The 24,971-nt window shown below is 68.3% G+C and carries 28 protein-coding genes, 1 tRNA gene and 1 riboswitch; of the genes, 12 read left to right on the forward strand and 17 right to left on the reverse strand.

Translation table 11 applies throughout. The annotated features are described in order from the left end of the window. Positions 1-53: 53 nt before the first annotated feature. Together HCT51_RS14110 and HCT51_RS14115 are read right to left on the reverse strand one after the other, a co-directional pair. Positions 54-374, reverse strand: coding sequence for a GYD domain-containing protein (locus HCT51_RS14110; protein ID WP_166877442.1), 321 nt, complete (start codon positions 372-374; stop codon positions 54-56). 325 nt (positions 375-699) lie between these two features. Next, on the reverse strand, positions 700-1,329 hold the full coding sequence (locus HCT51_RS14115; protein ID WP_166877439.1) for a DNA-directed RNA polymerase subunit beta: 630 nt from the start codon (positions 1,327-1,329) through the stop codon (positions 700-702). A gap of 58 nt (positions 1,330-1,387) precedes the next feature. Between HCT51_RS14115 and HCT51_RS14120 the strand changes: the two genes are divergently transcribed. Beyond that, positions 1,388-1,460: transfer RNA gene (locus HCT51_RS14120), tRNA-Lys, on the forward strand. A gap of 22 nt (positions 1,461-1,482) precedes the next feature. Here HCT51_RS14120 and lipA read toward each other — a convergent pair. Both lipA and lipB read right to left on the reverse strand, forming a co-directional pair. Then, positions 1,483-2,469 carry a lipoyl synthase gene (gene lipA, locus HCT51_RS14125; protein ID WP_191413639.1) on the reverse strand — a complete coding sequence of 329 codons (987 nt, stop codon included), beginning with the start codon at positions 2,467-2,469 and terminating at the stop codon, positions 1,483-1,485. Then, the gene (gene lipB, locus HCT51_RS14130) at positions 2,466-3,101 is read right to left on the reverse strand and encodes a lipoyl(octanoyl) transferase LipB (protein WP_166877434.1); all 636 of its coding nucleotides are present in this window, start codon (positions 3,099-3,101) and stop codon (positions 2,466-2,468) included. Before lipB ends, lipA begins: the two co-directional genes overlap by 4 nt. 120 nt (positions 3,102-3,221) lie before the next feature. Between lipB and HCT51_RS14135 the strand changes: the two genes are divergently transcribed. Further along, complete coding sequence (locus HCT51_RS14135) at positions 3,222-3,869, forward strand: MerR family transcriptional regulator (protein WP_166877431.1); 648 nt, start codon at positions 3,222-3,224, stop codon at positions 3,867-3,869. Next, positions 3,866-4,831, forward strand: coding sequence for a hypothetical protein (locus HCT51_RS14140; protein ID WP_166877428.1), 966 nt, complete (start codon positions 3,866-3,868; stop codon positions 4,829-4,831). Before HCT51_RS14135 ends, HCT51_RS14140 begins: the two co-directional genes overlap by 4 nt. Before the next feature lies 1 nt (position 4,832). Here the strand turns inward: HCT51_RS14140 and HCT51_RS14145 are convergent, their stop codons facing one another. Then, on the reverse strand, positions 4,833-5,252 hold the full coding sequence (locus tag HCT51_RS14145) for a hypothetical protein (protein ID WP_166877425.1): 420 nt from the start codon (positions 5,250-5,252) through the stop codon (positions 4,833-4,835). A 99-nt stretch (positions 5,253-5,351) separates the two neighbouring features. On the opposite strand from HCT51_RS14145, the gene HCT51_RS14150 reads away from it, so the two are divergent. Genes HCT51_RS14150 through HCT51_RS14165 form a run of 4 tightly spaced genes read left to right on the forward strand, consistent with a single transcriptional unit; the run spans position 5,352 to position 7,760 of the window. Beyond that, positions 5,352-5,858, forward strand: coding sequence for an RNA polymerase sigma factor (locus tag HCT51_RS14150; protein ID WP_166877940.1), 507 nt, complete (start codon positions 5,352-5,354; stop codon positions 5,856-5,858). Next, positions 5,855-6,481, forward strand: a complete 627-nt coding sequence (locus tag HCT51_RS14155) for a methylated-DNA--[protein]-cysteine S-methyltransferase (protein ID WP_166877422.1) — start codon at positions 5,855-5,857, stop codon at positions 6,479-6,481. Before HCT51_RS14150 ends, HCT51_RS14155 begins: the two co-directional genes overlap by 4 nt. After that, positions 6,478-7,071 carry a DNA-3-methyladenine glycosylase I gene (locus tag HCT51_RS14160; protein WP_166877419.1) on the forward strand — a complete coding sequence of 198 codons (594 nt, stop codon included), beginning with the start codon at positions 6,478-6,480 and terminating at the stop codon, positions 7,069-7,071. Before HCT51_RS14155 ends, HCT51_RS14160 begins: the two co-directional genes overlap by 4 nt. Positions 7,072-7,130: 59 nt before the next feature. Then, positions 7,131-7,760: a LysE family translocator gene (locus HCT51_RS14165; protein ID WP_166877416.1), complete on the forward strand. Its 630-nt coding sequence runs from the start codon at positions 7,131-7,133 to the stop codon at positions 7,758-7,760. Positions 7,761-7,796: 36 nt separating this feature from the next. Here HCT51_RS14165 and HCT51_RS14170 read toward each other — a convergent pair whose 3' ends face one another. Genes HCT51_RS14170 through HCT51_RS14185 form a run of 4 tightly spaced genes read right to left on the reverse strand, consistent with a single transcriptional unit; the run spans position 7,797 to position 10,583 of the window. Next, positions 7,797-8,633, reverse strand: coding sequence for a hypothetical protein (locus HCT51_RS14170; protein ID WP_166877409.1), 837 nt, complete (start codon positions 8,631-8,633; stop codon positions 7,797-7,799). Between the two features lie 38 nt (positions 8,634-8,671). Further along, positions 8,672-9,280, reverse strand: coding sequence for a putative glycolipid-binding domain-containing protein (locus HCT51_RS14175; protein WP_166877404.1), 609 nt, complete (start codon positions 9,278-9,280; stop codon positions 8,672-8,674). A gap of 15 nt (positions 9,281-9,295) precedes the next feature. Next, positions 9,296-9,640, reverse strand: coding sequence for an A1S_2505 family phage non-structural protein (locus HCT51_RS14180; RefSeq protein WP_166877401.1), 345 nt, complete (start codon positions 9,638-9,640; stop codon positions 9,296-9,298). Between the two features lie 37 nt (positions 9,641-9,677). Then, on the reverse strand, positions 9,678-10,583 hold the full coding sequence (locus tag HCT51_RS14185) for an aldose 1-epimerase family protein (RefSeq protein WP_166877398.1): 906 nt from the start codon (positions 10,581-10,583) through the stop codon (positions 9,678-9,680). Between the two features lie 90 nt (positions 10,584-10,673). Here HCT51_RS14185 and HCT51_RS14190 point away from each other — a divergent pair, with 90 nt between their 5' ends. Then, on the forward strand, positions 10,674-11,039 hold the full coding sequence (locus tag HCT51_RS14190; protein ID WP_166877395.1) for a VOC family protein: 366 nt from the start codon (positions 10,674-10,676) through the stop codon (positions 11,037-11,039). 19 nt (positions 11,040-11,058) lie between these two features. On the opposite strand, the gene HCT51_RS14195 is transcribed toward HCT51_RS14190, so the two are convergent. Both HCT51_RS14195 and glyA read right to left on the reverse strand, forming a co-directional pair. Continuing rightward, positions 11,059-11,937 carry a bifunctional methylenetetrahydrofolate dehydrogenase/methenyltetrahydrofolate cyclohydrolase gene (locus HCT51_RS14195; protein WP_166877392.1) on the reverse strand — a complete coding sequence of 293 codons (879 nt, stop codon included), beginning with the start codon at positions 11,935-11,937 and terminating at the stop codon, positions 11,059-11,061. Positions 11,938-12,106: 169 nt separating this feature from the next. Further along, positions 12,107-13,384 (reverse strand): serine hydroxymethyltransferase, encoded by a 1,278-nt coding sequence (gene glyA / locus HCT51_RS14200; protein WP_166877389.1) that lies wholly within the window; start codon positions 13,382-13,384, stop codon positions 12,107-12,109. A 56-nt stretch (positions 13,385-13,440) separates the two neighbouring features. After that, a riboswitch (ZMP/ZTP riboswitch) is annotated at positions 13,441-13,523 on the reverse strand. A 218-nt stretch (positions 13,524-13,741) separates the two neighbouring features. Here glyA and HCT51_RS14205 point away from each other — a divergent pair. Beyond that, complete coding sequence (locus HCT51_RS14205) at positions 13,742-14,575, forward strand: endonuclease domain-containing protein (RefSeq protein ID WP_166877384.1); 834 nt, start codon at positions 13,742-13,744, stop codon at positions 14,573-14,575. 168 nt (positions 14,576-14,743) lie between these two features. On the opposite strand, the gene HCT51_RS14210 is transcribed toward HCT51_RS14205, so the two are convergent. The 6 genes from HCT51_RS14210 to HCT51_RS14235 form a co-directional block, all read right to left on the reverse strand. Continuing rightward, positions 14,744-15,580 (reverse strand): class II glutamine amidotransferase, encoded by an 837-nt coding sequence (locus HCT51_RS14210; protein ID WP_166877382.1) that lies wholly within the window; start codon positions 15,578-15,580, stop codon positions 14,744-14,746. Positions 15,581-15,712: 132 nt separating this feature from the next. Next, the gene (locus HCT51_RS14215) at positions 15,713-16,912 is read right to left on the reverse strand and encodes an MFS transporter (protein ID WP_166877379.1); all 1,200 of its coding nucleotides are present in this window, start codon (positions 16,910-16,912) and stop codon (positions 15,713-15,715) included. Positions 16,913-17,019: 107 nt separating this feature from the next. After that, positions 17,020-19,044 carry a PhoX family protein gene (locus HCT51_RS14220; protein WP_224760513.1) on the reverse strand — a complete coding sequence of 675 codons (2,025 nt, stop codon included), beginning with the start codon at positions 19,042-19,044 and terminating at the stop codon, positions 17,020-17,022. Positions 19,045-19,233: 189 nt separating this feature from the next. Beyond that, positions 19,234-19,986 carry an anti-sigma factor gene (locus HCT51_RS14225; protein WP_166877373.1) on the reverse strand — a complete coding sequence of 251 codons (753 nt, stop codon included), beginning with the start codon at positions 19,984-19,986 and terminating at the stop codon, positions 19,234-19,236. Further along, entirely contained in the window at positions 19,973-20,599 is a 627-nt protein-coding gene (locus tag HCT51_RS14230; RefSeq protein WP_224760514.1) for an RNA polymerase sigma factor, read from the reverse strand. Before HCT51_RS14230 ends, HCT51_RS14225 begins: the two co-directional genes overlap by 14 nt. A gap of 114 nt (positions 20,600-20,713) precedes the next feature. Next, the gene (locus HCT51_RS14235) at positions 20,714-21,403 is read right to left on the reverse strand and encodes a DUF4397 domain-containing protein (protein WP_166877370.1); all 690 of its coding nucleotides are present in this window, start codon (positions 21,401-21,403) and stop codon (positions 20,714-20,716) included. Positions 21,404-21,530: 127 nt separating this feature from the next. Here HCT51_RS14235 and HCT51_RS14240 point away from each other — a divergent pair, with 127 nt between their 5' ends. From HCT51_RS14240 to nagA, 3 genes are read left to right on the forward strand one after another with little or no spacing between them, the layout of a single operon-like run. After that, positions 21,531-22,865 carry an MFS transporter gene (locus HCT51_RS14240; RefSeq protein ID WP_224760515.1) on the forward strand — a complete coding sequence of 445 codons (1,335 nt, stop codon included), beginning with the start codon at positions 21,531-21,533 and terminating at the stop codon, positions 22,863-22,865. Next, positions 22,862-23,722, forward strand: a complete 861-nt coding sequence (gene purU, locus HCT51_RS14245) for a formyltetrahydrofolate deformylase (protein ID WP_166877367.1) — start codon at positions 22,862-22,864, stop codon at positions 23,720-23,722. The genes HCT51_RS14240 and purU overlap by 4 nt, the downstream gene beginning before the upstream one ends. 55 nt (positions 23,723-23,777) lie before the next feature. After that, positions 23,778-24,917, forward strand: a complete 1,140-nt coding sequence (gene nagA, locus HCT51_RS14250; RefSeq protein WP_166877364.1) for an N-acetylglucosamine-6-phosphate deacetylase — start codon at positions 23,778-23,780, stop codon at positions 24,915-24,917. The last annotated feature ends 54 nt before the right edge of the window (positions 24,918-24,971 follow it).

A 24,971-nucleotide genomic window follows, 5' to 3' on the forward strand; every position in this document is an offset into this window, starting at 1 on the left:
GCGATTCGCTGGGGGCTGTTGTCGTTGCGGGCGCTGGAGCCGTTTAGGCCGTTCTAAGCCCCGGGTGCCCGGTACGCCGGCGTCTTGGTCGTGGCCGCGTCGATGTCCTCAGGTGTCATGAGCGGCATGAGGTGCACCGATACCGCACCAGTGGAATTGATCATCAGCGACAGTGCTGCGGCGCTGGCCTGGTCGGGGATGTCCATCACGCCGAGCACGTCCGTCTCGCCGAAGGCGTAGTAGATCCAGTCCAGTGTTCCGCCGACGGACTTGAGCGCCTCGACGACGGCGTCCCGTCGCTTGGAGCCGCCCTCCTGCAACAGGCCCTTGATCCCCTGACCCACGTATTTCCCCTGGAAAAAGTACTTGGTCATGACGCTTTCCCGTTCTCTCAGTCCAGAACGCGAATCCGAACCGGGCGAGACAGCCGTCCGAGGAACGTGTCTGGAGTTTGTCCCCGGCAGGGGCTGTGGCCGACTCTAGCCGCGTGCCAGCGCCCGGACAACGGGGGTCGGGCGGCCGTGGGAAAGGCGGCCGCGAGAGAGTTTGTACCCGGCCGCAGAACGCCTCTCGGCGTGAGGCCGCTCGGAGCGGCTAAAGATGGAGCCCGGGGTTACTGCGGCCGAGCGACTACGAGTTTACGTGGCGCTGCGAGCAAGGCCAAACCGACTCAGGGCATACGGAGGTTCGCCCGCCGCACTACTCGAGCGAGTCGCTCCGCCACAGTCGCGCACAGGCGGTGAGTTCCTGCGCGGTGGTCGACAACCGCAGGGCTCGGCGGGTGAGTTCGCTCGAGCGCTCCGGGTTGTGCCCTTCCTGGTCGTCCGCGACGCTCGTCGCGCCGGCACCGGTCACTCGACAGAACGCGGCAGCGCGGTCGAGCGCGATCGCGAAGTCGCCGCGGAACGCCCCACGCAGGATCTCATCGGCTAGCGCCACGATTTCGGCCGGTCCGGTCGGGATCGCCGCCCCCGCCACGGCTGCGTCGATGGTGCGCAGCACCTCGGTACCGCGCTGGAACAGCTGGCTGACCCCGGCGGCGTCCTGCCGGATCAGAGCCCGCACCAGGTAGATCCGCCACAGAGCGCCGGGCAACGTGGTCGGGCTGGACCGCGCCCATAGTTCGGCGAGCGCGTCGACCCCATTGGTGTCGGTATATGCGATCAGTCGTTCGATCACCGCGTCATCACTCTCGTGCTTGGCCCGGTCAATCAAGGCCCGCGCCGAGTCGTGTGCGACGCGCATGATCTCGGCAGGGTCGTCGCCGCCCTGGTACGCCTCGAACCGCTCGGTGGGAAACCGCGTCGGCCGGTGGAAGTCCTCAGTCACCCTCCCAGCCTAAGCGTGTCATCGGACCCCGCGCCGGGGCGGTAGATTTGTAGCAGTAGGGCCTGTAGCTCAGTTGGTAGAGCATCGGACTTTTAATCCGCGGGTCGTGGGTTCGAGCCCCACCGGGCCCACCGGCTGTTGCGGGCGGCTGGCTCAGCCGACCGCTTGCGCGAAACCCCGGTCTTCGGCAAGCGCAGCCAGCCGGTCGGGAATGGGGCGCCCCGCCCGCTGCATCGATTGAGCCCAGAGCCGCCCGGCGCGATACGACGAGCGCACCAGTGGGCCAGCGAGAACGCCGAGGAACCCGATGCTCTCGGCTTCCTGCTTCAATGCGACGAACTCCTCGGGATGCACCCATCGTGCCACCGGCAGGTGACGCGGACTGGGCCGAAGGTACTGCGTGAGGGTGACGATGTGGCATCCGGCGGCGAACAAGTCCTTGAGCGCATCGTGGACTTCGGCGGTCGTTTCGCCCATGCCGAGGATGAGATTGGACTTGGTGATGAGGCCAGCGTCACGGGCCTGGCTGAGGACTCCAAGCGAGCGTTCGTATTGAAAGGCTGGACGAATTCGTTTGAATAGTCTGGGCACCGTTTCCACATTGTGTGCGAACACTTCGGGACGCGACGCGAACACCTCACCCAGCAGATCGGGGTTGCCCGAGAAGTCCGTTGCCAGGATTTCCACTCCGGTGCCGGGGTTCTGCTCGTGGATCTGCCGCACGGTTTCGGCGTGCAGCCATGCTCCTTCGTCGCGCAAGTCATCCCGGGCCACCCCGGTGACGGTCGCATATCGCAGCGCCATCGTGCGAACGGATGCCGCGACCCGCCGCGGCTCGTCCGTGTCATAGTCGGCGGGCTTACCCGTATCGATCTGACAGAAGTCGCACCGCCGTGTGCACTGCGAACCGCCGATCAGGAACGTCGCCTCGCGGTCTTCCCAGCATTCGAAGATGTTCGGGCACGCCGCTTCCTGGCAGACGGTATGCAGTTGACTGGCCGCAACCAGCTCGTGGACAGCGGTGTACTCTGGCCCCATCCGCGCTCGAGTCTTGATCCACTCCGGCTTCTGTTCTCGCGGCGTCGCGGCGTTGCGAGCCTCGATGCGCAGCATCCGGCGTTCGCCCGGTACGACGCTCATGCGGTCGCCCCCTGCAGCATGTCGACACGGGCAGCGACGTGCTCAACGACGTCGACCGGGTCGATTCGGCGGCCGAGCAGTTGCGAGAGAGTCGTCACATCGGCGTCGCTGATTCCGCAGGGGACGATCGCTGAGAACGGAGCGAGGTCGTTGCTGCAGTTCAGGGCGAAGCCGTGCATGGTGGTGTCGGCGGCAACGCGGATGCCGACCGCCGCGAGCTTCGCGTCGCGAAACCCCGTGCGCACCCAGACACCGGAGCGCCCGCCGATCCGCACCCCGTCAACGCCGAACTCGCGCACCACGTCGATCAGCATCCCTTCGAGGGAACGCACGTACGCCACGACATCGCGGGGTTGAGGAAGCCGCAGAATCGGGTATCCGACCAGCTGACCCGGACCGTGCCACGTGATCTTGCCCCCGCGGTCGACATCCACAACCGGAATTCGGCCAACGGGTCGCTCGTGCGCCTCGGTACGTTTGCCTGCGGTGTAGACCGCTTCGTGCTCGAGCAACAGCACTGTGTCTGGGGCCGACCCTTCGCTTACTGCTCGATGCAGGTCATACTGCTGGGCCAGACCATCGGCGTACGGCACCAGCCGGCTGCCGACGCCGTCAATGCGGATATCGATCACCGAACGAACATAGCGAGTTTTTGGACTCAGTACAACAATTCATGAGGACGGGCGGGGACTCGTTCTTCGTCGTCGCTGGAATCTATTGACAGTTGCACTATCGATAGTCACACTATCGATATGCGCATCTCCGAACTCAGCCGCCAGAGCGGGGTCAGTCCCGCCACGATCAAGTACTACGCCCGGGAGCACCTGCTGCCCGAAGGCGATCGAACCGGCTACAACCAGACTGAATACGGCGACGACCACGTCGCGCGCCTCCGCCTGATCCGCGCACTCATCGACACCGGCGGGCTCTCGGTCGCCGACACGCACCGTGTCCTTGCCGCGATCGATGACCCCCAGCTTCCGCTCGATTCAACGCTGGGCATCGCGCAGCAGGCCATTCCGAAAGGCGCGACTCCCCCGTCGGATGTGGCACTCGCCCGGGTGCACGAGGTGATGGTCGAGCGCGGCTGGCGGGTGTACCCGGAGAATCCCGGCATCGCGCAGGCCGCGAGCGTGCTCGACGGCTACGCGCAGATCGGCCGGGACGACCTCGGGGCGGCCATCACGCGCTATGCCGAGGCCGCCGATCTGATCGCCGATGCCGACCTCAGGCTCGTCGCCGACAGCGGAAGCCGCGACCGGATGGCCGAGACCGTCGTGGTCGGCACGGTGCTTGGCGACGCCCTCATCGCCGGGCTGCGACGGATTGCCCAGGAAAACGCGTCCCACAACCGATTCGGTGCTCCGCCACCGCCAGAACAGAAGGAAACCCGCTCATGACCTCCACCCTCCAGCGCCAGCCTTCGACCCTGGCGCTTCCCCGACCGGATCACTGGCACCGACCGCTCGTCGTCCTCGCCGTGGCGATGGCCGCGCTGACCCTCGTGACCGCCGCTTTGGCGGTCATCGACCCGCACCAGATTCTCGGGCAGAACGCCTGGTTCAAACCGATGAAGTTTGCCATCTCGATCGGCATCTATGCCATCACGCTCGCCTGGTTGATCGGACAGCTGCGTCGCTTCCGGCGCCTTGGGAACATCGCGGGCACGGTCACCGTGATCGGCCTCGTCATCGAAATCGTTGTCATCGTGGGCGCCGCCGCGGCGCACACCACCAGCCACTTCAACGTCGCGACACCGCTCAACACCACGCTGTGGTCCTTCATGGCGATCTCGATCGTGGTGGTCTGGCTGATGACGGTGCTGGTCGGCATCGCCGTGCTGTTCAACCCAGGAGCGGATGCCGCGCGCGCCGTCGCGATCCGGGCGGGGGTACTCCTCGGCCTGGTCGGCATGGCGCTCGCCTTCCTGATGACCGGCCCGAGGCCGGAGCAGCTGCAAGACTTCCAGGGCATCGCCGGCGCGCACGCGGTCGGCATCCCGGATGGCGGGCCCGGTCTGCCATTCCTTGGATGGAGCACGGATGCCGGCGACCTGCGCGTCCCGCACTTCGTCGGCATGCACGCGCTGCAGGCAATCCCGCTCGCGCTGCTGCTGCTCGAGATCCTGTCTCGCCGGATCGCCGTGCTGCGCAACCCGCGCGTCAGGCTTCAGCTCATGGTCGTCGGCAGCCTCGCGTTCGCGGCGATGATCGGCATCCTCACCTGGCAGGCGCTGATCAGCCAGTCAATCGTCGCCCCCGCCGGCGGCGTGCTGTTCGCCGGGATCGGCACGGCGGTCGGATTCGCCGGTGCCGTGGTCGGGGTGCTGATGATCGGTAGGCGTCGACAACCCGTCGCCTAACTCATCGCTCCGACGGCACTCTCAGGTTGTCGCTGATCTTCGTCCACTCGTCGTGGTCTGGGGAGAGCGCCGACATCAGCTGCACCTCACCGAAGCCGGGTGCGGCCACGGTGACACCCCCGGCTCCGCAGCTGATGCTCGGCAGCACGGGATGCGCGACCGCCACACACTCCAGCACGCCCGACGGCGACGTTCCCCTGGTGCGGATTAGGTAATAGTCCAGGCCTTCATGTGTGGCCTCGAACCGCGACGTTGACAGGTCGTACTGATCGAGGTCGAACTCGTCGGAGAAGACGGCGGGCAGGTCATCCTCAGAGGTCTTCTCGCGGTCGAAGTCCGGGTAATTCGCGCCAGAGCAGGCGGTGAGAGCGGCCAGCACGCCGGCAGCGGTGGCGAGAGTGCAGAAGCGATTCCTCTTCACACTCCGAACCCTAGTGCCGGTCATCGCTCCCGTCAGCTGAAAGACTGTAGTTTCAGGCTCCGATCTCACGTTTCGGGTGCCCCGAGCGTCTACCGGATGATGAACACGAAGCAGCCATTCGAACGGGTCGTGACCGAGCACGCCGCAACGGTGTTGCGCGTGTGCCGTGCCGTGCTCGGGCCGCACACGGATGCCGACGACGCCTGGTCGGAGACCTTCCTGGCGGCGCTCGGCGCATACCCCAGCCTCCCGGCCGACGCGAACGTTCAGGCCTGGCTCGTCACCATCGCGCACCGCAAGGCAATCGACATCACCCGCGCCCGGCAACGACACGCGGTGCCGGTCGAGTCGCTCGCCGAGCTGCCGACCACGCGCGGCAGTCCGGAGGGCCACGACATCGACCTCTGGAACGCCGTGAAACAGCTACCAGACCGCCAACGCCATGCCGTTGCCTTGCACCACCTCGGCGGCCTTCCCTATCAAGAGATCGCAGACCTCCTCGGCGGCACCGCGGACGCCGCCCGCCGCGCCGCCGCCGACGGCATCAAGAATTTGCGAACGCACTATCGCTCAGCGGGCGACCTATCGACAGGAGCATCCCGATGACCACCCTCGACCCCACCACCGACCCAGATGCACGCGATCTGATGACCCTCACCACCCCCGACGCCGCCAAGCTGGCCGACCTGCACCGCACGCTCGAGAAGCGGTCGGATGCCGCCGGCCTCCTTGACATCGCCTACACCGTGATCGACTCTCCCGTCGGCCCGCTGCTGCTGGCCGCCACCGACAAGGGCCTTGTGCGGGTCGGCTTCGAGCGGGAGGACTTCGACCGTGTGCTCGACTCGCTTGCGAGCAGGATCAGCCCCCGCATCCTGCGCGCACCGACCAGACTCGACGCGGCCGCCCGGGAGCTCGACGAGTACTTCGCCGGTCGACGCACCGGCTTCGATCTGCCGTTGGACTATTCGCTCTCCAGCGGGTTCCGTCAGACGGTGCAGCGCCACCTATCGGACATCGCTTATGGCACAACCGAAACATACAAGGAGGTCGCCGAGATCGTCGGCAACCCGAAGGCCGTGCGGGCGGTCGGCAGCGCGTGCGCCACGAATCCGCTGCCCGTCGTGGTGCCCTGCCATCGGGTGCTGCGCACCGACGGCTCCCTCGGCGGGTATCTTGGCGGACTGGAGGCGAAAACCGCCCTGCTCACCCTGGAGGCAGCCGCATGACCGGCCCCGTGCCCGGCGACGACGGACTAGTGCGCCCATCCTGGGCCTCCGTCGACCCGCTGCTGCGTGAGTACTACGACACCGAATGGGGCATGCCGGTGCGCGACGAGCAAGGACTCTACGAGCGGATCAGCCTCGAGGCATTCCAGGCTGGCCTGTCTTGGGTGACCATCCTGCGCAAGCGCCCGGCGTTCCGCGCCGCATTCGCGGATTTTGATCCAGACACCGTCGCCAATTTCACCGAACAGGATGTCGAGCGACTCCTCGGTGACGCCGGAATCGTGCGCAATCGGGCGAAGATCCGCGCCACGATCACCAACGCGAACGCCACCGTCGCCCTCCGCGCCGAGGGCGGTCTCGTCGACTTCGTCTGGTCGTTCCAACCCGACAGCACCCCCGAACCCCGGTCCCTCGACGAGATCCCCACCAGCTCTGCCGAGTCGATCGCGCTCTCGAAAGCGCTGCGCAAGAAGGGCTTCGCGTTCGTCGGCCCGACCACGATGCACGCGCTGATGGAGGCCATCGGCATGATCGACACTCACCTCGTCGACAGCCACCGCCGCGGCAGTTCAGGGGTCTGGCCGCGCTGACTTACCCTGCTGGTCGCCATTAACGACATGCGGGTACTCCGTCATGCCAGAATCGCGGCATGACAACCGCCGCGTTCCTCGCCTTTTGCGGACTCGGCCTGGTGCTCGCCCTGACGCCCGGGCCGGACAGTTTCCTCACCCTGCGTTACAGCCTGCGCGGCCTCCGGCCGGGCATCGCCGCCGGAGTCGGCGCCGCGATCGGCCAACTCGGCTGGGCCCTGCTCGTCGGCGTCGGCCTCGCGGCGATCATCGAGCAGTCCGCGGAGGTGTACCAAGTCATCAAGGTCATCGGCGGTTTGTACCTGATCTTCCTCGGCATCCAGGCCTTCCGCAGCCACCGTGCGAAGGGCGGGGCGGATGCCGCGGCTCCCGTCCCGGCGGCGTCGGCCTGGCGGGCCTTCGCAGCCGGACTGCTCTCCAACCTGACCAATCCGAAGGTGGGACTGTTCTTTCTCGCCGTCGTGCCGCAGTTCCTGCCGCAGGGGGCATCCGCATTCTGGATGACGATGCTGCTCGGCGCTACCCTGACCGTAATCGGCGGCCTCTACCTGGTGCTGCTCGCTCTCGTCGCGGCGAAGGCGAACGCGTGGCTGAACCGGCCGCGGGTCAGTCTGACGCTTGAGCGCACCTCCGGCGGAATCCTCGCCGCCCTCGGCGTGGGCACGATCGCGTCGGCCGCCCAGGCCTGAGAGGTCTCGGCCCAGAGCCCGGTGGGGTCGGGGTCCTTATGGGATGACCTGGTCCCCTACGCTCGGATCGCCCGATTCGATCCGCGAGTCGACGATGGCGAGCGATCTCACGAGCGTCTCCGCGACCTCGTCCGGATCGTCGCTCATCAGGCTTATCTGCACGTGGATCGTCAGGTCCCCGCCGAGCGGGAGGGCATACAGCTCGATGAGGCGCATGCCCTGGTTGGCGGCACAATCGTTCCAGACCGTGCCGCGCACAACCCAGCCGTCGCGGTCGGGTACGGGATCGTTGGTCGGCACGCATCCGTCGACGGTCCAATCGAACCGTTCCAATTCGGACTGCGCCCACCGGGCCAGCTCCGTCTCGGTGGCCCCGACGAGACCGAGCTGCTCCGCCGCGTGCGTGGACGCCCCGATATACGCCCCAGCGGTGTCGTACGAGAGGGCGCGGTCGATATCGATGCCGACGAACATCGCGGCGCCGACATTCAACGAATCGTCGGCGAACACATCGAAAGGAGCGTTCCGAACCGACCAGCGCTCGGGGATGTCGACGGTGAAGACCCTGTCAGCGCTGGTCACCGTCTTGGTCGCGACCGATTCGGCGTCACTCGACACCGCTGCGGGAGCGAACAAGTTGCCGACCCAACTGAACAGGCTGTCGACCCGATCCGACGTGATGACAGCGGTTGCGATGGCGCCAACGACGGCGGCTCCTGCCACTCCCCCGAGCGCGGCGCGCGTTCGGCGCCCGGTCGGCGCAGGTTCGGCGTGCGGCGTCTGGGTGGGCTCCGCGCTGTCGTCAGCGAGCTGCGACGCACGGGTTCTGCCGGTCGATCGGGGTTTCGGTTTCGGTTTGCGCAGAAATGCCACCGCACTCTCCAACTCGTCAGCGGGTCCGTGAGTCACCCTCAGCCAACGCGTCGCGCCAGCCCTGGGTAGGTCAGTACGAAGCCGTCCGAGTCGAATTCGAGCTCCGCCGAGAAGCGATGACTTGAGTAGCGCACGACCGATGGTCCCGCGACATCCGCCCGCACGGTCTGGTACTTCTGCCGGTCCGACACCACCGCCAGCGAGGGCACCGCGATCCACGCCATCCGCAGCTCGGCGGTACCAGGCTCGGTATGCAGCCGATGCCGCAGCACCGGCATCGTGTTGGTGAGCGGCGACAGGCCGAGGTCGCAGTCGAGCACGTCGTGCAGCGCGGACATGTCGCCACCGGGCGGCGCCAGGTCGACGTCATCCGGACCCGCCCCGTCCTGCTGCACCGTGCACGACCACAGACCGCTCTCGTCCCGGCCAAGGATCAGCCGTCGCTGCCAGCCGGTACCGACGGCGGTGACATCCAGCAGTTCCGTGACGAAGTCGTCGCGGGTGCGCAGTGTGTAGTCCAGCCGGTATGGCAGCGGATCCACCCCGATCTGGGTTCCGGATGCCGTCAACCCTGACGATCCCAGCTGGACACTGGCCGCCTCGGCCCGCCAGCCATCGGTTCCCTCCCAGACGAACAGTGCGGCCATCGCGGCATCCCTTCGTTACAGAAAACTCTCGGGCAAGATCACGTTCTGTGGCACGTCGGTGAACAGCGGGCCGATCTGGGCGGGCGTGTAGCCAGCGATGCCGCAGCCGATTTCGGTGACCAGGAACCGGAGTTCCGGATGCTGTCGGGCGAAGTCGAGGAACGTGGCGACCTCGCGGCCGATCTCATTGAGCCCGCTCATCGTGTCGATGGCGTAGGACTGCCCGTGCAGCCCGTGACCCTCGCCCCAGACCGCGCCGAACTTCTGGTGGGCGGTGCGCGCCGCGCCACCGGCGTGCATGCCGGCCGCGTTGGAGCCGAACACGAACACCTCGTTCGGCTCGAGCCGGTCGATGCGCATGCCGCCGACGCTACCGGGCGCCAGCGGCGAGGGGAAGCTATTCGGCGTACCGGATGCCCCACACGGCGGTCCAGGTCTCCCCCGGTGCCAGCCAGCGCAGCCCGTCGCCGGAGTTGAACGCGTTGCCGGGCGCCGTCATCGGCTCCACCGCCACGGCCAGGCCCGCGCCGGACGGCAGCGGGTATTCGCGCGGCGTGAACACCTGAACGTACGGGAAGCTGTCGTCCATCAGCAGCGACACCGTGCGGCCGTCGGGCGCGGCCAGCGTGGCGGCGACACCGTCTCGGGTGGTTACGTCACCGAAGGTGGCGTCCAGGTTCAGCTCGCCGACCAGCCGGCCGGAGCGCAGGTCATAGTCGTCGTCCACCGGCACCTGGCCGGTGGGGATCTTGCGCTCGTCCACCTCGTAGCGGGACGCGGCGTGCACGGTCAGCGTCAGCTGCTCGCTGGGCACATCGCCGATCTGCAGGAACGGGTGGGTGCCGAGCGCCACCGGAGCCGCGACATCCGTCTGATTGGTGATCTGATGCGTCACCTGCAGGCCGTCGTCGACCAGCTCGTACCGCACGCTGGTGTCGAGCAGGAACGGATAGCCATGCTGCGGATGCACCGCCGCGGTCAGAGTGACGGATGCCGCGTCCTGCGCGGCTACCTGGTAGGCGGTGTTGCGCAGCAGTCCGTGACTGGCGTTGCCGTAACGCACCTCGGTGATGTCGAGCTGCTGGGGTGCGCCGTTCAGCTGCCACACGCCGTCGCGCACCCGGTTGGGCCAGGGCACCAGCACGATGCCGGCGCCGAGCGGTGCGATGGTCGTCTCGGGGTAGGAGGGCGTGAGCTCGACGCCGTCCACCGACAGACTGCGCAGACCTGCCGCCAGTTGGGTGATCACCGCCCGCCAGGGGCCGCGGGCGAGGGGGAACTGGTCTCCGGTGAGTGGTCGCACCCGCACAGGGTATCGCGGGTCGGTAAATCGGGGGTTGCCCGCCCTCGGTCGCCGCCCTAGCGTGGGAACGCCCATCAACGAGGAGGCGCCATGGCCGGAGAGCTGTCATTCATCGAACTCGGATCGGACGATCCCGGCAAGTCCAGGCAGTTCTACGAGGCGCTGTTCGGCTGGACATTCTCGCCCGGCGCCTCCGGCGAGGGCGCCGGCTACGACATCGCCGGGCTCGGCACGGCGGCCGGGATCCACGGCGGCGACCCCGCGGCATCCCCCTACGTCTTCTTCAAGGTCGACGACCTGGATGCCGCGGCCGCCCAGGTGCTCGACCTTGGCGGCACCGTGCTGGAACTCGACATGGACGGCACCGACGAGCAGGCGGCGAAATACGGTCGGTTCACGATGTGCACCGACAGCCAGGGCTCGCCGTTCGGGCTGCACCAGCCGCCGAGCGCGTAGTCCGGCGGATGCCGCGTGCCTACAGCGTGCGCTCGGCCGCGTCGACCACGTTCTTCAGCAGCAGGGCTCGGGTCATCGGGCCGACCCCACCGGGGTTCGGTGAAATCCAGGCGGCGACGTCCGCGACATCCGCCGCCACGTCTCCGGCGATCTTGCTCTTGCCGGTTTCGGGTTCGACGATGCGGCTGACTCCGACGTCGAGCACGACTGCGCCCGGCTTCACGTCGGAGGCCTTGACGATGCCGGGCACGCCCGCAGCGGCGATAATGACGTCGGCCTCGCGCAGGTGGTCGCCGAGGTTGGTCGTACCGGTGTGGGTGAGGGTGACGGTGGCGTTGTACTCGCGGCGGGTGAGCAGCGGGCCGATCGCGCGGCCGACGGTGACGCCGCGACCGACGACGACCACGTTCTTGCCCGCCCAGGAGATGCCGTGCCGCTCGACCAGTTCAATCACGCCGCGCGGGGTGCACGGAAGCGCCGTGTCGATCGGCCGGTTGACGTTCAGCACCAGGCGGCCGAGGTTGGTCGGGTGCAGTCCGTCGGCGTCCTTCTCGGGGTCGATGCGCTCGAGGATGGCGTCGGTGTCGATGTGCTTTGGCAGCGGCAGTTGCACGATGTAGCCGGTGATCTCGGGGTCGACGTTCAGCTCGTCGAGCACCGCCTCGAGTTCCTCCTGGGTGACCGTGGCGGGCAGGTCGCGGCGGATGGACGCGATGCCCACCTCGGCGCAGTCCCGGTGTTTGCCGGCGACGTACCACTGTGAGCCCGGGTCTTCGCCGACGAGCACGGTGGCAAGGCCCGGGACGATGCCGCGCTCGCCCAGGGCGGTGACCCGTTCGGTGAGTTCGCGTTTGATGGCGGCGGCGGTGGCCTTGCCGTCGAGGATCTGTGCGGTCATGGTGTTCCCTGTGGTTCAGTGTTTGCCGACTGGCAGCGCTGGAAATTCAGAAATCTGCGTCGGATGTCGCGACCTCTGCCGCGCGAACACGGGGTTGCGCGGCATCCCGTCGACGCAGATTCCTGAATTTCCGTGTGGAGTTGGAGCGGTGGTGGGTGCGCGCGGCTGCCTACAGGCCCGGGTAAAGCGGGAACGCGTCGGCCAGGGTCTTCACCTGGGCACGGAGGTTCGCGACATCCGGATTCGGCTTCAGCGCGCTGGCGATGATCTCGGCGACCTGGGCGAACTCCTCGTCGGCGAAGCCGCGGGTGGCGAGCGCCGGGGTGCCGATGCGCACGCCGGAGGTGACCATCGGCGGGCGCGGGTCGAACGGCACCGAGTTGCGGTTCACGGTGATGCCGACCGAGTGCAGCACGTCTTCGGCCTGCTTGCCGTCGATCGCGGAGTTGCGCAGGTCGGCGAGCACGAGGTGCACGTCGGTGCCTCCGGTGAGCACGTCGATGCCGGCCTCACGGGAGGAGTCGGTGGTGAGCGCCTCGGCGAGCAGCTGGGCGCCGCGGATGGTGCGCTCCTGGCGGTCCTTGAACTCTTCCTCGGCGGCGAGCTTGAATGCCACGGCCTTTGCCGCGATCACGTGCATCAGCGGGCCACCCTGCTGGCCAGGGAATACCGCGGAGTTCAGCTTCTTCGCGACATCCGCATCATTGCTGAGAATGAAGCCGGAGCGGGGTCCGCCGATGGTCTTGTGCACAGTGGAGGAGACCACGTCGGCGTAGGGCACCGGCGACGGGTGCAGGCCGGCGGCGACCAGTCCGGCGAAGTGCGCCATGTCCACCCAGAGCTTGGCGCCGACCTCGTCGGCGATGGCGCGGAACGCCTCGAAGTCGAGCTGGCGCGGGTACGCCGACCAGCCGGCGATAATCACCGACGGCTTGGCCTCGAGGGCCTTCTCGCGCACGGTGTCCATGTCGATGCGCATGGTCTCGGGGTTCACACCGTAGGCGTGCGCCTCGTACAGCTTGCCCGAGAAGTTGAGCCTCATCCCGTGGGTGAGGTGGCCGCCGTGGGAGAGTTCGAGGCCGAGGATGCGGTCGCCGGGGGTGGCGATGGCGTGCAGCACGGCAGCGTTGGCCTGCGCACCGGAGTGCGGCTGCACGTTGGCGAAGTTCGCGCCGAACAGGCTCTTCGCCCGCTCGATGGCGAGGTTTTCCGCGACATCCACGAATTCGCAGCCGCCGTAGTAGCGGCGTCCCGGGTAGCCCTCCGCGTACTTGTTGGTGAGCACGGAACCCTGCGCCTCGAGCACGGCGACGGGAACGAAGTTCTCGCTGGCGATCATCTCGAGGGTGTCGCGCTGGCGGCCGAGCTCGTGCTCGAGAACCGCGGCGATTTCGGGGTCAACGGTCGCGAGCGAATCGTTGAAGGTGGAGGGAAGACGGTCGGACACTGGCAACTCCTTGGATCAGACACAGGGCACTACCAAACTACCGGGCAGGCTAGTCGAGTGCGGGCCCAGGCGCGCGGCCACTGAAGTGTCTATCGCTCCCCGATGGTTGCCCATCTGAACGCCAGTCGCGACCGGGTCAGTTTAGCAGGAGGCCTCCGGCCCGACGTGTCGGACGGAGTTCGGCGGCTCGGGAGGACGTTATCCGCGAAAACGTCCTCCCGAGCCGCCGTTTGCCGTCCGAGCGGCGCTGCGCACGCGGGCTGGTGCGGCTGCTGCACCACCCCTCAACACCCAGCGGGATTCCCCACCCGCCAGCGCCTTCACTGGACAGCGGATGCCGCGGACAACACTCTCCCCATGGATCTCACAACCTGGCTCAACACCCGGGGCGGAATCGCTCACGTGCACGAGGCGCTGCGGGCCGGTTTCACCCGGTACGACATCAAGAAAGCAGTCGATGGCAACGCGTTGCGACGCATCCGGAGATACTGGCTGGCGACGCCGCACGCGCAGCCTGACCTCGCGGCGGCAGCGAAGATCGGCGGCCGAGTGGCGTGCCTGAGCGTTGCGAAGCGCCTTGATCTGTGGCATTTCGACGATGGCCGGTTGCACGTGGCTGTGTCGCCGAACGCTGCGCACGTGGCATCCGGCAGTCAGGTCGTGCATTGGAGCCGGGGGCCGATCGAGGTCAGCCCGTACCGGTTGATGGAGCCGCTCGAGAACGCGATGGTGCACCTCGCCGACTGCCAGCCCTTCGAGAATGCCCTCGTTGTGTGGGAGTCCGCGATTCGCAAGCAGCTGGTCGCTCCGGCGTACCTCGAACGACTGCCGCTGCGCACCGAAAGCGCTCGGCGAGTGCGGCTGGGGGCGTCGCTGCTCTTCGACTCGGGCATCGAGAGCATCCCGGTGGCGCGCCTGAGACTGCTCGGGCTCGCCGTGCGGCAGCAGGTTGTGATCGACGGCCACCCCGTTGACGGGCTGATCGGGGAACGCCTCGTCTACCAGATCGACGGCTACGAGTTTCATTCGGATGCCGCGACCCGTCGCCGCGACATTGCGGCGGATGGCCGGTTGACACTGATGGGCTACAGCGTGCTGCGGTTCGACTACAAGCAGATCCTGTTCGACTGGGACTACGTGGAGCGGACGATTCTCGGCGCCATCGCGCAGGGTCTGCACCTCGCGGCCTGATCTCGGACGGAGTTCGGCGGCTCGGAAGGACGGTATCCGGGAAAATCATCCTACGGAGCCGCCGATCTCCGTCCGAGCGATGCGGAGCGGAACCCTGGCAGGCGCGCCGGCACCCAGAACGCCCGTTGCCCAGAGCGCCGGCACCCAGAGACCCCGCCCCACCCCGCCTCAGGCCTCCAGAAACGGCTCGTGCCGATAGCCTTCCCGGTCAAGGACCGCGACCGTGGACTCTGGCACCTCAAGGAACACACCCGGCAGATCGCTGAGAGGCTCCGATACGACGACCTGCGCGTGCTCGCCGAAGGCCGAAAGCCGCTCCGCGTCGGGGTACATCCCCCTGAGCGTCGGGATGTCGGCGGAGTGGAACAGGCTCCGCGACCTCCCCTGCGACGAGTAGCGGAATGCCCAGAGGGTCTCGCCGTCAGATACCGCGATGGTCCCCTGCATCGGGAACTGGTTGCCGGCTTTATTCCCCGCAGACTCGACCATCCGGATCGCGTCTCGCATCGCCTTGATCGGGTCGTCGGCCAGTCCGAGCGTGAGCGCGAGGTGGAAGAGCACCTCCGAGTCGGTCGTGCCATGGATGTGGGCATACAGCGACGGGTCGACCGCGTAGGTCAGATCGCGCTTGATAAGGCCGAACTCCGAGATGTAGCCGTTGTGCATGAACAGCCAGTTCTCGTATCGGAACGGATGGCAGTTCGTCTGTTGGATCGGCGGACCGGCGGCAGCGCGCACGTGCGTGAAGAACAGCGGGCTCCGAACGGCATGACTGATCTCGCGCAGGTTCTGGTCGTTCCAAGCAGGCTCGATGCTGCGGAAGGTCGCGGGCATCGATCCCGGGCCCGCATCCTCGGGGTACCAGCCGAACCCGAAACCGTCCCCGTTGACGGTCTCCGCCCCGAGCGGGGAGTTCAACGACATCGCGACGACCGAATGCTGGGTGTCGAGGATGAGGATGGAGGGCCGCAGCGGCTCTCCGGTGTAAGCCAGCCAACGGCACATCGTGCGCCTCCCGAACCTCGTCGCCACGGAGCGCCCGCGCCGAGCGGGCGCACTGAGGTCAGCGTAAGGCTCCGGACAGGGCGTTGCTACCCCCCTGCATCCGCCATCCGGCCCCTGCAGGGCTGACCGCTCCTACCCCGGCAGCCCCGCGCGCGACCGACGCCACCACACCGTGCCGCCGAGCACCGCGAGCGCCAGCAGCAGCGTGCCGATGTACAGCCAGGGCAGCTGGGCGACGCCCACCGAGTCGAACAGCACGGCGCCGAGCAGAGCGCCGCCGCCGATCCCGAGGTTGAAGGCGGAGTTGTAGAACGCGGATGCCACGTCCCTGGCCCGCGCGGACGCCACCTGCAGCAGCCGGGTGTTCAGCAGCGACGGCAGTGCCCCGAAGGCGATGCCCCACACAGCGAACGCGGTGATCGCGATCGGCAGCGACTCGGTACTGACCGCAAGCACGGCCACGGCGATGCCCACCGACACCAGCAGCCCGATCACGGCACCCGTCGGGCGTCGGCCCAACACGGTGCCCACCAGCACGATGCCGATGGCGCCGCCGGCGCCGAACACTCCGAGCATGACGCCGATCATCGACTCCGGCAGCGCCAGCACGTCGGTGATGAACGGGGCGATGTACGTGTAGAACGCGTAGTGCCCGGTCATGATGAGACCGGTCACCAGACACACGATCACCACGGCGGGCAGGGTCGCGTCCCGGCGGAGCGGCACCCTCGTTGCGTGCGTCTCGGTCTCCCGCGCAACCGGCGGCAGGAACTTCAGCACCAGCACCGCGGCGAGCGCGGTCAGTACCGCCAGGGTCACCCAGGTGAGCCGCCAGCCCAGCCACTGGCCGAGCATGGTGCCGAGCGGCACCCCGAAGATGTAGGCCAGCGTCCCACCGGAGGCCGTGATCGCGACCGCCCGGCCCAACTGGTGGCGCGGCACGAGGTGTCCGGCATAGGCGGCGACGATGATCCAGAACATCGCGTGCGTGAGACCGCCGAACACCCGCGCGGCCACGAGCAGCTCATAGGTCGGCGCCACCGCCGAGAGCAGGTTGCTGGCGGCGAGGGCGATCAGCACCGTGACGAGCAGCCCGTGCCGCGGCAGCCGCCTGGTGAGTCCGGCCAGCGGGATCGAGCTGAGCACGACGGTGCCCGCGAAGACGCTGAGCAGCAGGCCGATCTGCGGTTCGCTGACCCCGAGCTCGCGGCTCATCGGCTGTAACAGCCCGGTCGGCAGCATCTCGTTGGTCACCGACATGAACACGGCGGCGGCGAGCACGATCAGCCCGAACCAGGGAAAGGCGCGGGACTCGGACGGTTGGTCAGGCATGCGGTTGCCTTCAGCGATCAGGATGGAGCGTCACGCCGCCCGACGGGATGCCGTCGTGGTGCGACATCCCGTCAAGGATACAGGGGTGGCGGGCCGAAGCCCGCGGATCAGCCCTGCCAGACCTGCACGACCGACGGACGCGGGGCGGCCACCAGGCCGTTGCCGTTCACCGCGGTGTAGTCGGGGAAGTAGGAGTGCTGGTTGGCGAAGCTGCCGTCCTCGCCCGGGTGCTGCACGGCCACGTAGACCATGTTCTCGTCGTCGCGGATGATCGGGCCGCAGGTCTCCGCCTCACGCGGCACGGCGAGGAACTGGTCGACCCGGCCGCGGTTGGCGCCCTCGAGGCCGACCCGGAACAGGCCGTCGTTGTAGCCGATCGTGCCGGGCTGGCCGTCGGTGGAGATCCACAGGTTGCCGGCCTTGTCGAAGGCGACGTTGTCCGGGCAGGAGATCGGCGACACCTGGTCGACCGGGAAGCCGGCGAAGTATGCCGAGCTGGAGACGGCGGGGTCGCCGCAGACCAGCAGGATGCTCCAACCGAAGCTCGTCGCGGTGGCGTCGTTCCGGGCCTCGGTGATCTCGATCACGTGGCCGTCGCGGTTGACCGTCTTCGGGTTGACCTCGTCGACGCCGGCCTTGCCGAGGGTGCCGCGCTGCGTGTTGTTGGTGCAGGCGACGTACACCTTGCCGCTGGTGGGGTGCGGCTCGACGTCTTCCGGGCGGTCCATCTTGGTGGCGCCGACGGCGTCGGCGGCGAGGCGGGTGTGCACGAGCACTTCCTCGACGGTGAAGCCGGGGACAGCGCTGGCCCCGTTGAGCGTGAGCGGGATCCACTGGCCGCCGCCGTCGAAGGCACCGTCGGTGGGCAGTGCGCCGTTGCCGGTGATCTCCGCGGCGGGCGAGTTGCCGCTGAATCGGGCAACGAACAGGTCACCGGTTTCGAGGATCGTCTTGTTGTGCGCGCGGGCCTTCTCGCTGTTGCCCTTGCGGAAGCTCTTGTGCGAGACGAACTTGTACAGGTAGTCGAAGCGTTCGTCGTCGCCCATGTACGCCACGACGCGGCCGTCGGGGGCGACGGTGACGTTGGCGCCCTCGTGCTTCATCCGACCCATGGCGGTGTGCTTGACCGGGGTCGAGGTGGGGTCGAGCGGGTCGATCTCCACGATGTAGCCGAACCGGTTCGGCTCGTTGACGTAGCCGGGGTTGGCCACCGCGTCAAAGCGCGGCTCGAGGGCCTCCCAGCCGTAGGTGGATGCCGAGGTCGACAGGCCGTAGCGCTTCTGGCCCGCCGTGGTGCCGGGCGAGCGGAAGTAGTTGTTGAAGTTCTCCTCGCCGGAGAGCACGGTGCCCCACGGGGTGGTGCCGCCGGCGCAGTTGCCGAAGGTGCCGAGCGCGGTCAGACCGGTGGGGTCATCCTGCGTCTTCATCAGGTCGTGGCCCGCGGCCGGTCCGGTGAGACGGAACGGAGTGGACGCCGTGACGCGACGGTTGTAGTCGGAGGAACGCAGGTAAGTCCACGGCCGCCCCTTCTTCTCACGCTCCAGCTCGACGATGGCCATGCCGTGCGCGGCCATCGTGATGCGCAGCTGCTGCAGCCGCTCGGCCTCGTTCGCGGCCGGCGGGAACATGATGCCGGGGTTGGTGTACTCGTGGTTGGTGATCAGCAGACCGTGGCGTCCGCCGCGGCCCTGCAGCTCGATGATGTCGAGGTAGTCGTTGTTGTAGCCGTACTGCAGCGCCTGCGCCTCAGGCGTCTGGTTGTTGATGTCGAACTCGGGGGCGCCGGGCAGGATCGGGTCGCCCCAGCGGATGATCGCACCCCACTGGTAGCCGGCGGGCACCACGAAGTCGTCGACGGAGGCGTCGATCGGCGGGATCGGAGCGAACTGCAGACCGCGCATGGCGGCCTGGGCGGCGGTTGCGCCGCCGAGTGGAGTCGCGGATGTCGCGAACGTCAGAGCCAGCGCGCCGGCGCCCGCGCCGAGCAGCACCGACCGGCGGGACAGGGCAGCTCCGACAATGTCCTTGAAGTAGTCGTTATCGCTCTGGTTGCAGACACCCATCGCACAGGCGTTGCCGCACTTCAGCGCGCACGTCACCGCGCTGCGCTTGCCCTTGGTGTGGCCCGCCATGGGAAGAAGCATTCGAGTTTCGTGCTGCGGCATTGTTGTGGTCCCCTCCGACGCCTGATGTAGACAGAGTCAAGGCAACGGGATGCCGGTGGCCATCCGGTGGCGCCCGGGTGAACGCCCGGGAACCGGGACATGTCCCTCAGACGGGTGCCACCCTCCCGGGGCGCAAGTTCATACCCGGGGCGCAGCTCAGCTGGCGCGCAGCTCGCCGCGCACGATGGAATCGCCGGAGTGCGCCGGGTCACCGTTGTCGGGTTCGGCGGAGACATCGACCAGCGGGTACTGGGTGAGGTCGATACCGGCGGGGATCACGAAACTGCCGGATGCGCCGTCGAGGAATCCGATGCTCACCAGCCCCGAGGCATCCGGTTTGATCAGCCATACCTCACGCAGCCCGGTCGTATCGGTGGGGGTCTCCAGATCGACAACGACGACGCGGCTGCCGTCGGGCCGTTCCTCCACCCGGGCGATGCCGGAGGCGTCCCAGCCGGGGAACGGGTCGAGTTGCGCCTCCGCCACCACGGCCGCGGTGTCCTGCTGCCCGGACTGCCACCAGATTCCGACGCCCACTCCCCCGATCAGTCCGACGACGGCGGCCGCGGCGGCGATCGGCCACCAGGCGAACGCTCGGCGACCGGGGCGATCCGTGATCGGGGTGACCGGCGCGAGAGTGGAGGTTTTCGAAGCGAAGTCAGCCGCCCGCGGCACCGCGGCCACCTGCGGCGACAGGCCGAGGTCGGCGTGAATATTCGCCCAGACCGCGTCGGCCGGTTCGATCAGCTCAACGGTTCGTGCGGCGCGTCCGAGCACGGCGGTCTGCCGAAGTTCGGCGAGCGTCTCGGAGCAGGTCGGACACGCGGCCAGGTGCTCCCGCTCGTGGTCGGCGGGTTCGAGTTCTGCCATGGCGATCAGCGCAAGCGTGTCGTCGTCAAGATGCTCCATCGTTCACCTCCAATCGGCTGCGCAACCGGAACAGGCTCCGGCGGATGTGGCTCTTCACGGTGCCGAGCGGCAGTCCGAGGGTATCGGCGATCTGAGCGTGGGTGAGGTCGTCGAAGAACGCCAGCTGCATCACTCGCTGGGGCACCGGCTCCAGCTGTTCCAGCTCGGCCGCGATCATCACCCGGTCGGCGATCTGCACGGTGTCATCGTCCTGGGCGCTGGGCACCTCGACGGCGTACGCCTCGTCCAGCCGGCGCTGCCTGCTGCGGGCCTCATGCGTGTCGGCCACCGTGTGTCGGGTGATGCCGACGAGCCAGCCGGGCAGCCTGGACCGGGACGGGTCGAAGCCAGACCGGCCACGCCAGGCGGCGATGAACACCTTCTGGGTGACGTCCTCGGCGTCGGTCGCGTCGCCAAGCGAGCGCAGTGCCAGCGTATAGACGAGGGCCGACCACCGGGCGTAGGCCTCGGCGAGCGCGCGTTCATCCCCCGCGCGGAACGCCGCAACGAGACGGGCGTCGTCATCGTCGTCCGTGGGTCCGCTCGCGTCGCCGGATCGGGTCACGTCGCTGTGGTGCCTTTCGGCCTCGGCCATCACCGCTGTCGTTTCCATCAGACTACTGATTTCTTCCGTTTTCCGAACCGGGGTCGAGGCACGGCCAGGACCGCAGCGGGGCGACGGTCCACCCCGCTGCGGCCGGCCGAGGCATCGGCTGGTAACCGATGGCTATCCCTTGTCTCCCTTGATTCCCACGTCGATGGTCTGCACCGCGAGCGCGAGCGTGCCGTCGTCGAGGCTGCCCCAGGCGTACACGATGCTGTTCACGCCCTCGGAAACCGTGACGTCGGCCGGTCCGATCACCGGCTGGGTGGTGCCGGCTGCCGCGACGGCCGCCGAGATGGTGCCGGCGGGCACGGTCAGTTTCGCCTGGTCGGGGTTGGCCAGGTCACTGATGACGGCGTCCCCTCCGGCCAGCACGTCAACGGCGGGGGCGGCCGCCACATGACGGACCGTGAGCCGGCCATTGTCGGCCTTGACCGGGTTGGTGTTGTTCCGGAACAGGGTCGCGGTCGGGTCACCGGATTCCGTGAGGTGGGCGACCGCCGTGTAGTTCTTGCCTCCCTTCAGCTTCAGGTCGAAGGCGGGGATGATCGGGGAGCTGTCGTCCGCGGCATCCGCAGCGGTAATGGCGACGGTGTAGCTGCCGCGCTCCAGGTCGAGGGGTCCGGCGAGGGTGCCGGGCTCGAAGTTGTCGAGCGTGAGCGCACCGTCGACGTAGACGTCGACGGTGACGCCGGGGATTCCGTGCAGCACGGACAGCTGCGCGTCATCCTTGTGGGACGCGAATGCGGGCGACGTGCCTGCGAGTGCTACCAGTGCGCCGGCTGCGATGCCGAACGCGAGGGTCTTGCGCATGATTACCTCCTGAGAGTGCCCGGGATCGGGCGGAATTTGCTTACACAACCTCTTCCCGCCTGACCTGCGATTCGGATGCACCGACCGGCAAAAATTTCGGAGATCGCCGGTACGGAATACTGGACCGGTGACTGCCGCGCCCTCCGGATCGCCCGATACGGATTCGATCCCCCTTCCGCTCGAGTCACAGCAGACCTCATTCCGCGCCCGCCTGTCGGTCGCGACATCCGACCCGGTGCTGCGGGCGCTGCTGGCGTCGACGTTCATCTCCAAGCTCGGCCGGGGCGTGTTCCTCGCCGTCACCGTGCTGTTCTTCACCCTGATCCTGGGGCTGTCCGCGGTGCAGATCGCGCTGGTGCTCACCATCTCCGGCGGCGTCGGGGTCGCGACATCCGCTCTCGGCGGTCATCTCGCCGACCGGATGAGCGCCCGCCGACTGACCCTCGCCTTCGGCATCGTGGAGGGGCTCGCCCTCGGCGCGTACGCGTTCACCTCCGACTTCGTCTCGGTGCTGCTGGTGGCGTGCCTGGTCACCGCGGCCAGCCAGGCCGGCTCCGCCACCCGCTCGGCGGTCATCGCCCGCGGCCTGGTCGGTAGGGCCAGGGTCGGCGGCCGGGCCGCGATGCACACCGCCACGAACATCTCCATCGCGGTCGGCTCGGCTATCGCCGCGGTGCCGCTGCTGATCGGCACGGATGCCGCGTTCCGGATCACCCTCGCGCTCGCCGGGCTGACCGCGGCGCTCGGGTCGCTGCCGTTGCTGCGGCTGCCGGAGCGGGTGGACGCGCCGAAAATCGAGCCATCCAGTGAGCGAGCGGATGCCGCATCCACCGGCGTCTCGCCATACCGAGACCGCCGCTACCTGGCGCTCACCGCGCTGTCGGCGCTGTTCGGCCTGCAGTTCGGCCTGGCCGACATCGGCCTGCCGCTCTGGATCGTCGGCAGCACCGACGCGCCGGCCGCGCTGGTGGCCGCGCTGCTGATACTGAACACGGTGATCGTGATCGCGTTCCAGATTCCGCTCAGTCGTGGCACGCACGACGTGCGCAAGGCCGGCCGCGCGATGGCCATCGCCGGCGCGCTGATGGTCGCCGCCTGCGGCGCCTACGCGCTCTCCGGCGCGGGACCGGTCGCGTTCGCCATCGCGCTGCTGGTGGTCGCGATGATCGGGCACTCCTTCGCCGAGGTGCTGTCGACCGCGGGCAGCTGGGGGCTCAGCTTTGAGCTGGCGGATGTCCGCCGGGCCGGCGCGTACCAGGGCGTGTTCACGATGGCGTTCTCGGTCAGCTCGCTGATCGCGCCATTCGCGCTCATCGTCGCGGTCAGCAACGGGCCGTGGGGCTGGGCCGTGCTGGCCGCGGTGTTCGCGGCATCCGCGTTCGGCGTCTGGCTGATCGCCCGCCGCGCCGCCGCCCACCCGCGGCACGGCGACCCGTCGGCTGCCAATACGCTTGAGCCGTGACCGACGCTTCCCACTCCCACTGGATCCTCACTCTCGTCTGCGATGACCGGCCCGGAATCGTGCATGCCATCAGTGGCGCCGTCGTTGAGGCCCGCGGCAACATCACCGAGTCGCAGCAGTTCTCGAGCGACGACACCGGCCGCTTCTTCATGCGACTGCAGGTCGAGTCGGCGGCGAGCCGTGGCGAGTTCGAGGCGGCGCTCGTGCCGGTGACCGAACGCTACGACATGACCTGGAAGCTCGACGTGGTGGGCCGCCCGCTGCGCACCCTGGTTTTGGTGTCGACCGCCGGGCACTGCCTGAACGACCTGCTGTTCCGGCAGCGCGCCGGGCAGCTGGCCGTCGACATCCCGCTGGTGATGAGCAACCACCCCGATCTGCAGGAGCTGGCCTCCTTCTACGGGGTGCCGTTCGAGTCGGCGCCGGTGAAGGGTACGGAGCAGAAGGCCGCCTTCGAGCAGAGGGTGCTCGAAGTGGTGACCGAGAACGACATCGAACTGGTGGTGCTGGCCCGGTACATGCAGATCCTCTCCCCCGAACTGTGCGCGGCCCTCGAGGGCAAGGCGATCAACATCCACCACTCCTTCCTGCCAGGGTTCAAGGGGGCGAGCCCGTACCGGCAGGCGCACGCCCGTGGGGTGAAGCTCATCGGGGCCACCGCGCACTTCGTGACCAGCGACCTCGACGAGGGGCCGATCATCGAGCAGAACGTGGTGCGGGTCGACCACTCGCGCACCCCGTCGCAGCTGATGGCGATCGGCCAGGACGAGGAGTCGCGCACCCTCACCCAGGCGGTCAAGTGGTTCGCCGAAGACCGGGTGCTGCTGGATGGCGCCCGCACCATCATTTTCAAGTAGCGGCGCGGCGGCCGGGCGCTCCAGTGGCGCGCGGGAGCGGGCTTAAGCTGACGCCATGAGCACCCTGATCAGCGGAGCCCGCAAACTCGATGCCGAGGGCGAGGCCGAGGACTTCTGGCTTCTCTTCGACGGTGACACGATCGCCGCCACCGGTCAGGGCACCCCACCACCCGCGACCGAACGCATCGACGCCGCCGGGCTGTGGCTGGTACCGGGGTTCATCGACCTGCATGGGCACGGCGGCGGAGGGCATGGCTTCGACAACGGCCCGGACGAGATCCGCGCCGCCCTGGCCGCCCACCGCATCCGCGGCACCACCCGCTCGCTGATCAGCCTGGTCGCCAACCCGCTGCCCGCGGTGGAGACCAGCCTCCGCACCATCACCGAGATCGCCGCCGCCGACCCCCTGGTGCTCGGCGCGCATCTGGAGGGTCCGTTCCTCACCCCGTCGCGGCGCGGCGCGCACAACCCGCACTTCCTGCTGAGCCCCAGCGTGGAGGTGACCCGGGAGTTGATCGCCGCCGGCGACGGCAGCATCCGGCAAACCACCGTCGCCCCGGAACTTCCCGGCGCACTCGACGTGATCGACCTGTTCGTCGAGGCGGGCATCACGGTCGCGATCGGGCACACCGAAGCCACCGCGGCCGAGGCCCGCGCGGCGTTCGATCATGGCGCCCGCATGCTCACCCACGCCTTCAACGCCATGCCCGGCATCCACCACCGGTCGCCGGGGCCGGTGGTCGCCGCGTTCGAGGACGACCGGGTGATCATCGAGCTGATCCTCGATGGACTGCATGTGCATCCGGATGTCGCGTCCCTGGCGTTCCTGTCGGCGGCGGGCCGGGTGGCCCTGGTCACCGACGCGATGGCCGCCGCCGGCGCTGAAGACGGGCACTACCGGCTGGGATCGCTCAACGTGACGGTTCGCGACGGCCTCGCCGTGCTCTCCGGCACCGACACCATGGCGGGCTCGACCCTCACCCAGGACGCCGCGCTGCGCACCGCCGTCAACCGGGTGGGCGTCGACCCCCGCGCCGCGGTCGAGGCGCTCACCCGCACACCAGCCCGCGCGATCGGGGTCGACGACCGGTTCGGCATCCTCGCCCCCGGCTACGCCGCCGACGCGGTGCTGCTGGATGCGAGCTGGCAGGTGCAGCAGGTCTGGGCGAACGGCGTACTGCTCTCCCCCGCATAGGGTTCTCCAAGGAAGCGCTGTGAAGCTTTACTCACGGAACCCCGTCGGAAGGAA

Origin of the sequence: Salinibacterium sp. ZJ450, from assembly GCF_011751885.2 — a bacterium.
Lineage (GTDB): Bacteria > Actinomycetota > Actinomycetes > Actinomycetales > Microbacteriaceae > Ruicaihuangia.

Excerpts from the sequence above, each read along its gene's own strand:
- HCT51_RS14195 (WP_166877392.1), bottom strand. The coding sequence starts at position 11,937 with ATGACCGCACAGATCCTCGACGGCAAGGCCACCGCCGCCGCCATCAAA.
- HCT51_RS14210 (WP_166877382.1), bottom strand. The coding sequence starts at position 15,580 with ATGTGCCGTTGGCTGGCTTACACCGGAGAGCCGCTGCGGCCCTCCATC.
- HCT51_RS14190 (WP_166877395.1), top strand. The coding sequence starts at position 10,674 with ATGGCCGGAGAGCTGTCATTCATCGAACTCGGATCGGACGATCCCGGC.
- HCT51_RS14220 (WP_224760513.1), bottom strand. The coding sequence starts at position 19,044 with ATGGCGGGCCACACCAAGGGCAAGCGCAGCGCGGTGACGTGCGCGCTG.
- lipA (WP_191413639.1), bottom strand. The coding sequence starts at position 2,469 with ATGAGCGTCGTACCGGGCGAACGCCGGATGCTGCGCATCGAGGCTCGC.
- HCT51_RS14135 (WP_166877431.1), top strand. The coding sequence starts at position 3,222 with ATGCGCATCTCCGAACTCAGCCGCCAGAGCGGGGTCAGTCCCGCCACG.
- HCT51_RS14235 (WP_166877370.1), bottom strand. The coding sequence starts at position 21,403 with ATGCGCAAGACCCTCGCGTTCGGCATCGCAGCCGGCGCACTGGTAGCA.
- HCT51_RS14160 (WP_166877419.1), top strand. The coding sequence starts at position 6,478 with ATGACCGGCCCCGTGCCCGGCGACGACGGACTAGTGCGCCCATCCTGG.
- HCT51_RS14150 (WP_166877940.1), top strand. The coding sequence starts at position 5,352 with ATGAACACGAAGCAGCCATTCGAACGGGTCGTGACCGAGCACGCCGCA.
- HCT51_RS14230 (WP_224760514.1), bottom strand. The coding sequence starts at position 20,599 with ATGGAAACGACAGCGGTGATGGCCGAGGCCGAAAGGCACCACAGCGAC.
- HCT51_RS14165 (WP_166877416.1), top strand. The coding sequence starts at position 7,131 with ATGACAACCGCCGCGTTCCTCGCCTTTTGCGGACTCGGCCTGGTGCTC.
- HCT51_RS14180 (WP_166877401.1), bottom strand. The coding sequence starts at position 9,640 with ATGCGCATCGACCGGCTCGAGCCGAACGAGGTGTTCGTGTTCGGCTCC.
- HCT51_RS14155 (WP_166877422.1), top strand. The coding sequence starts at position 5,855 with ATGACCACCCTCGACCCCACCACCGACCCAGATGCACGCGATCTGATG.
- HCT51_RS14110 (WP_166877442.1), bottom strand. The coding sequence starts at position 374 with ATGACCAAGTACTTTTTCCAGGGGAAATACGTGGGTCAGGGGATCAAG.
- HCT51_RS14215 (WP_166877379.1), bottom strand. The coding sequence starts at position 16,912 with ATGCCTGACCAACCGTCCGAGTCCCGCGCCTTTCCCTGGTTCGGGCTG.
- HCT51_RS14205 (WP_166877384.1), top strand. The coding sequence starts at position 13,742 with ATGGATCTCACAACCTGGCTCAACACCCGGGGCGGAATCGCTCACGTG.
- HCT51_RS14140 (WP_166877428.1), top strand. The coding sequence starts at position 3,866 with ATGACCTCCACCCTCCAGCGCCAGCCTTCGACCCTGGCGCTTCCCCGA.
- HCT51_RS14175 (WP_166877404.1), bottom strand. The coding sequence starts at position 9,280 with ATGGCCGCACTGTTCGTCTGGGAGGGAACCGATGGCTGGCGGGCCGAG.
- HCT51_RS14225 (WP_166877373.1), bottom strand. The coding sequence starts at position 19,986 with ATGGAGCATCTTGACGACGACACGCTTGCGCTGATCGCCATGGCAGAA.
- nagA (WP_166877364.1), top strand. The coding sequence starts at position 23,778 with ATGAGCACCCTGATCAGCGGAGCCCGCAAACTCGATGCCGAGGGCGAG.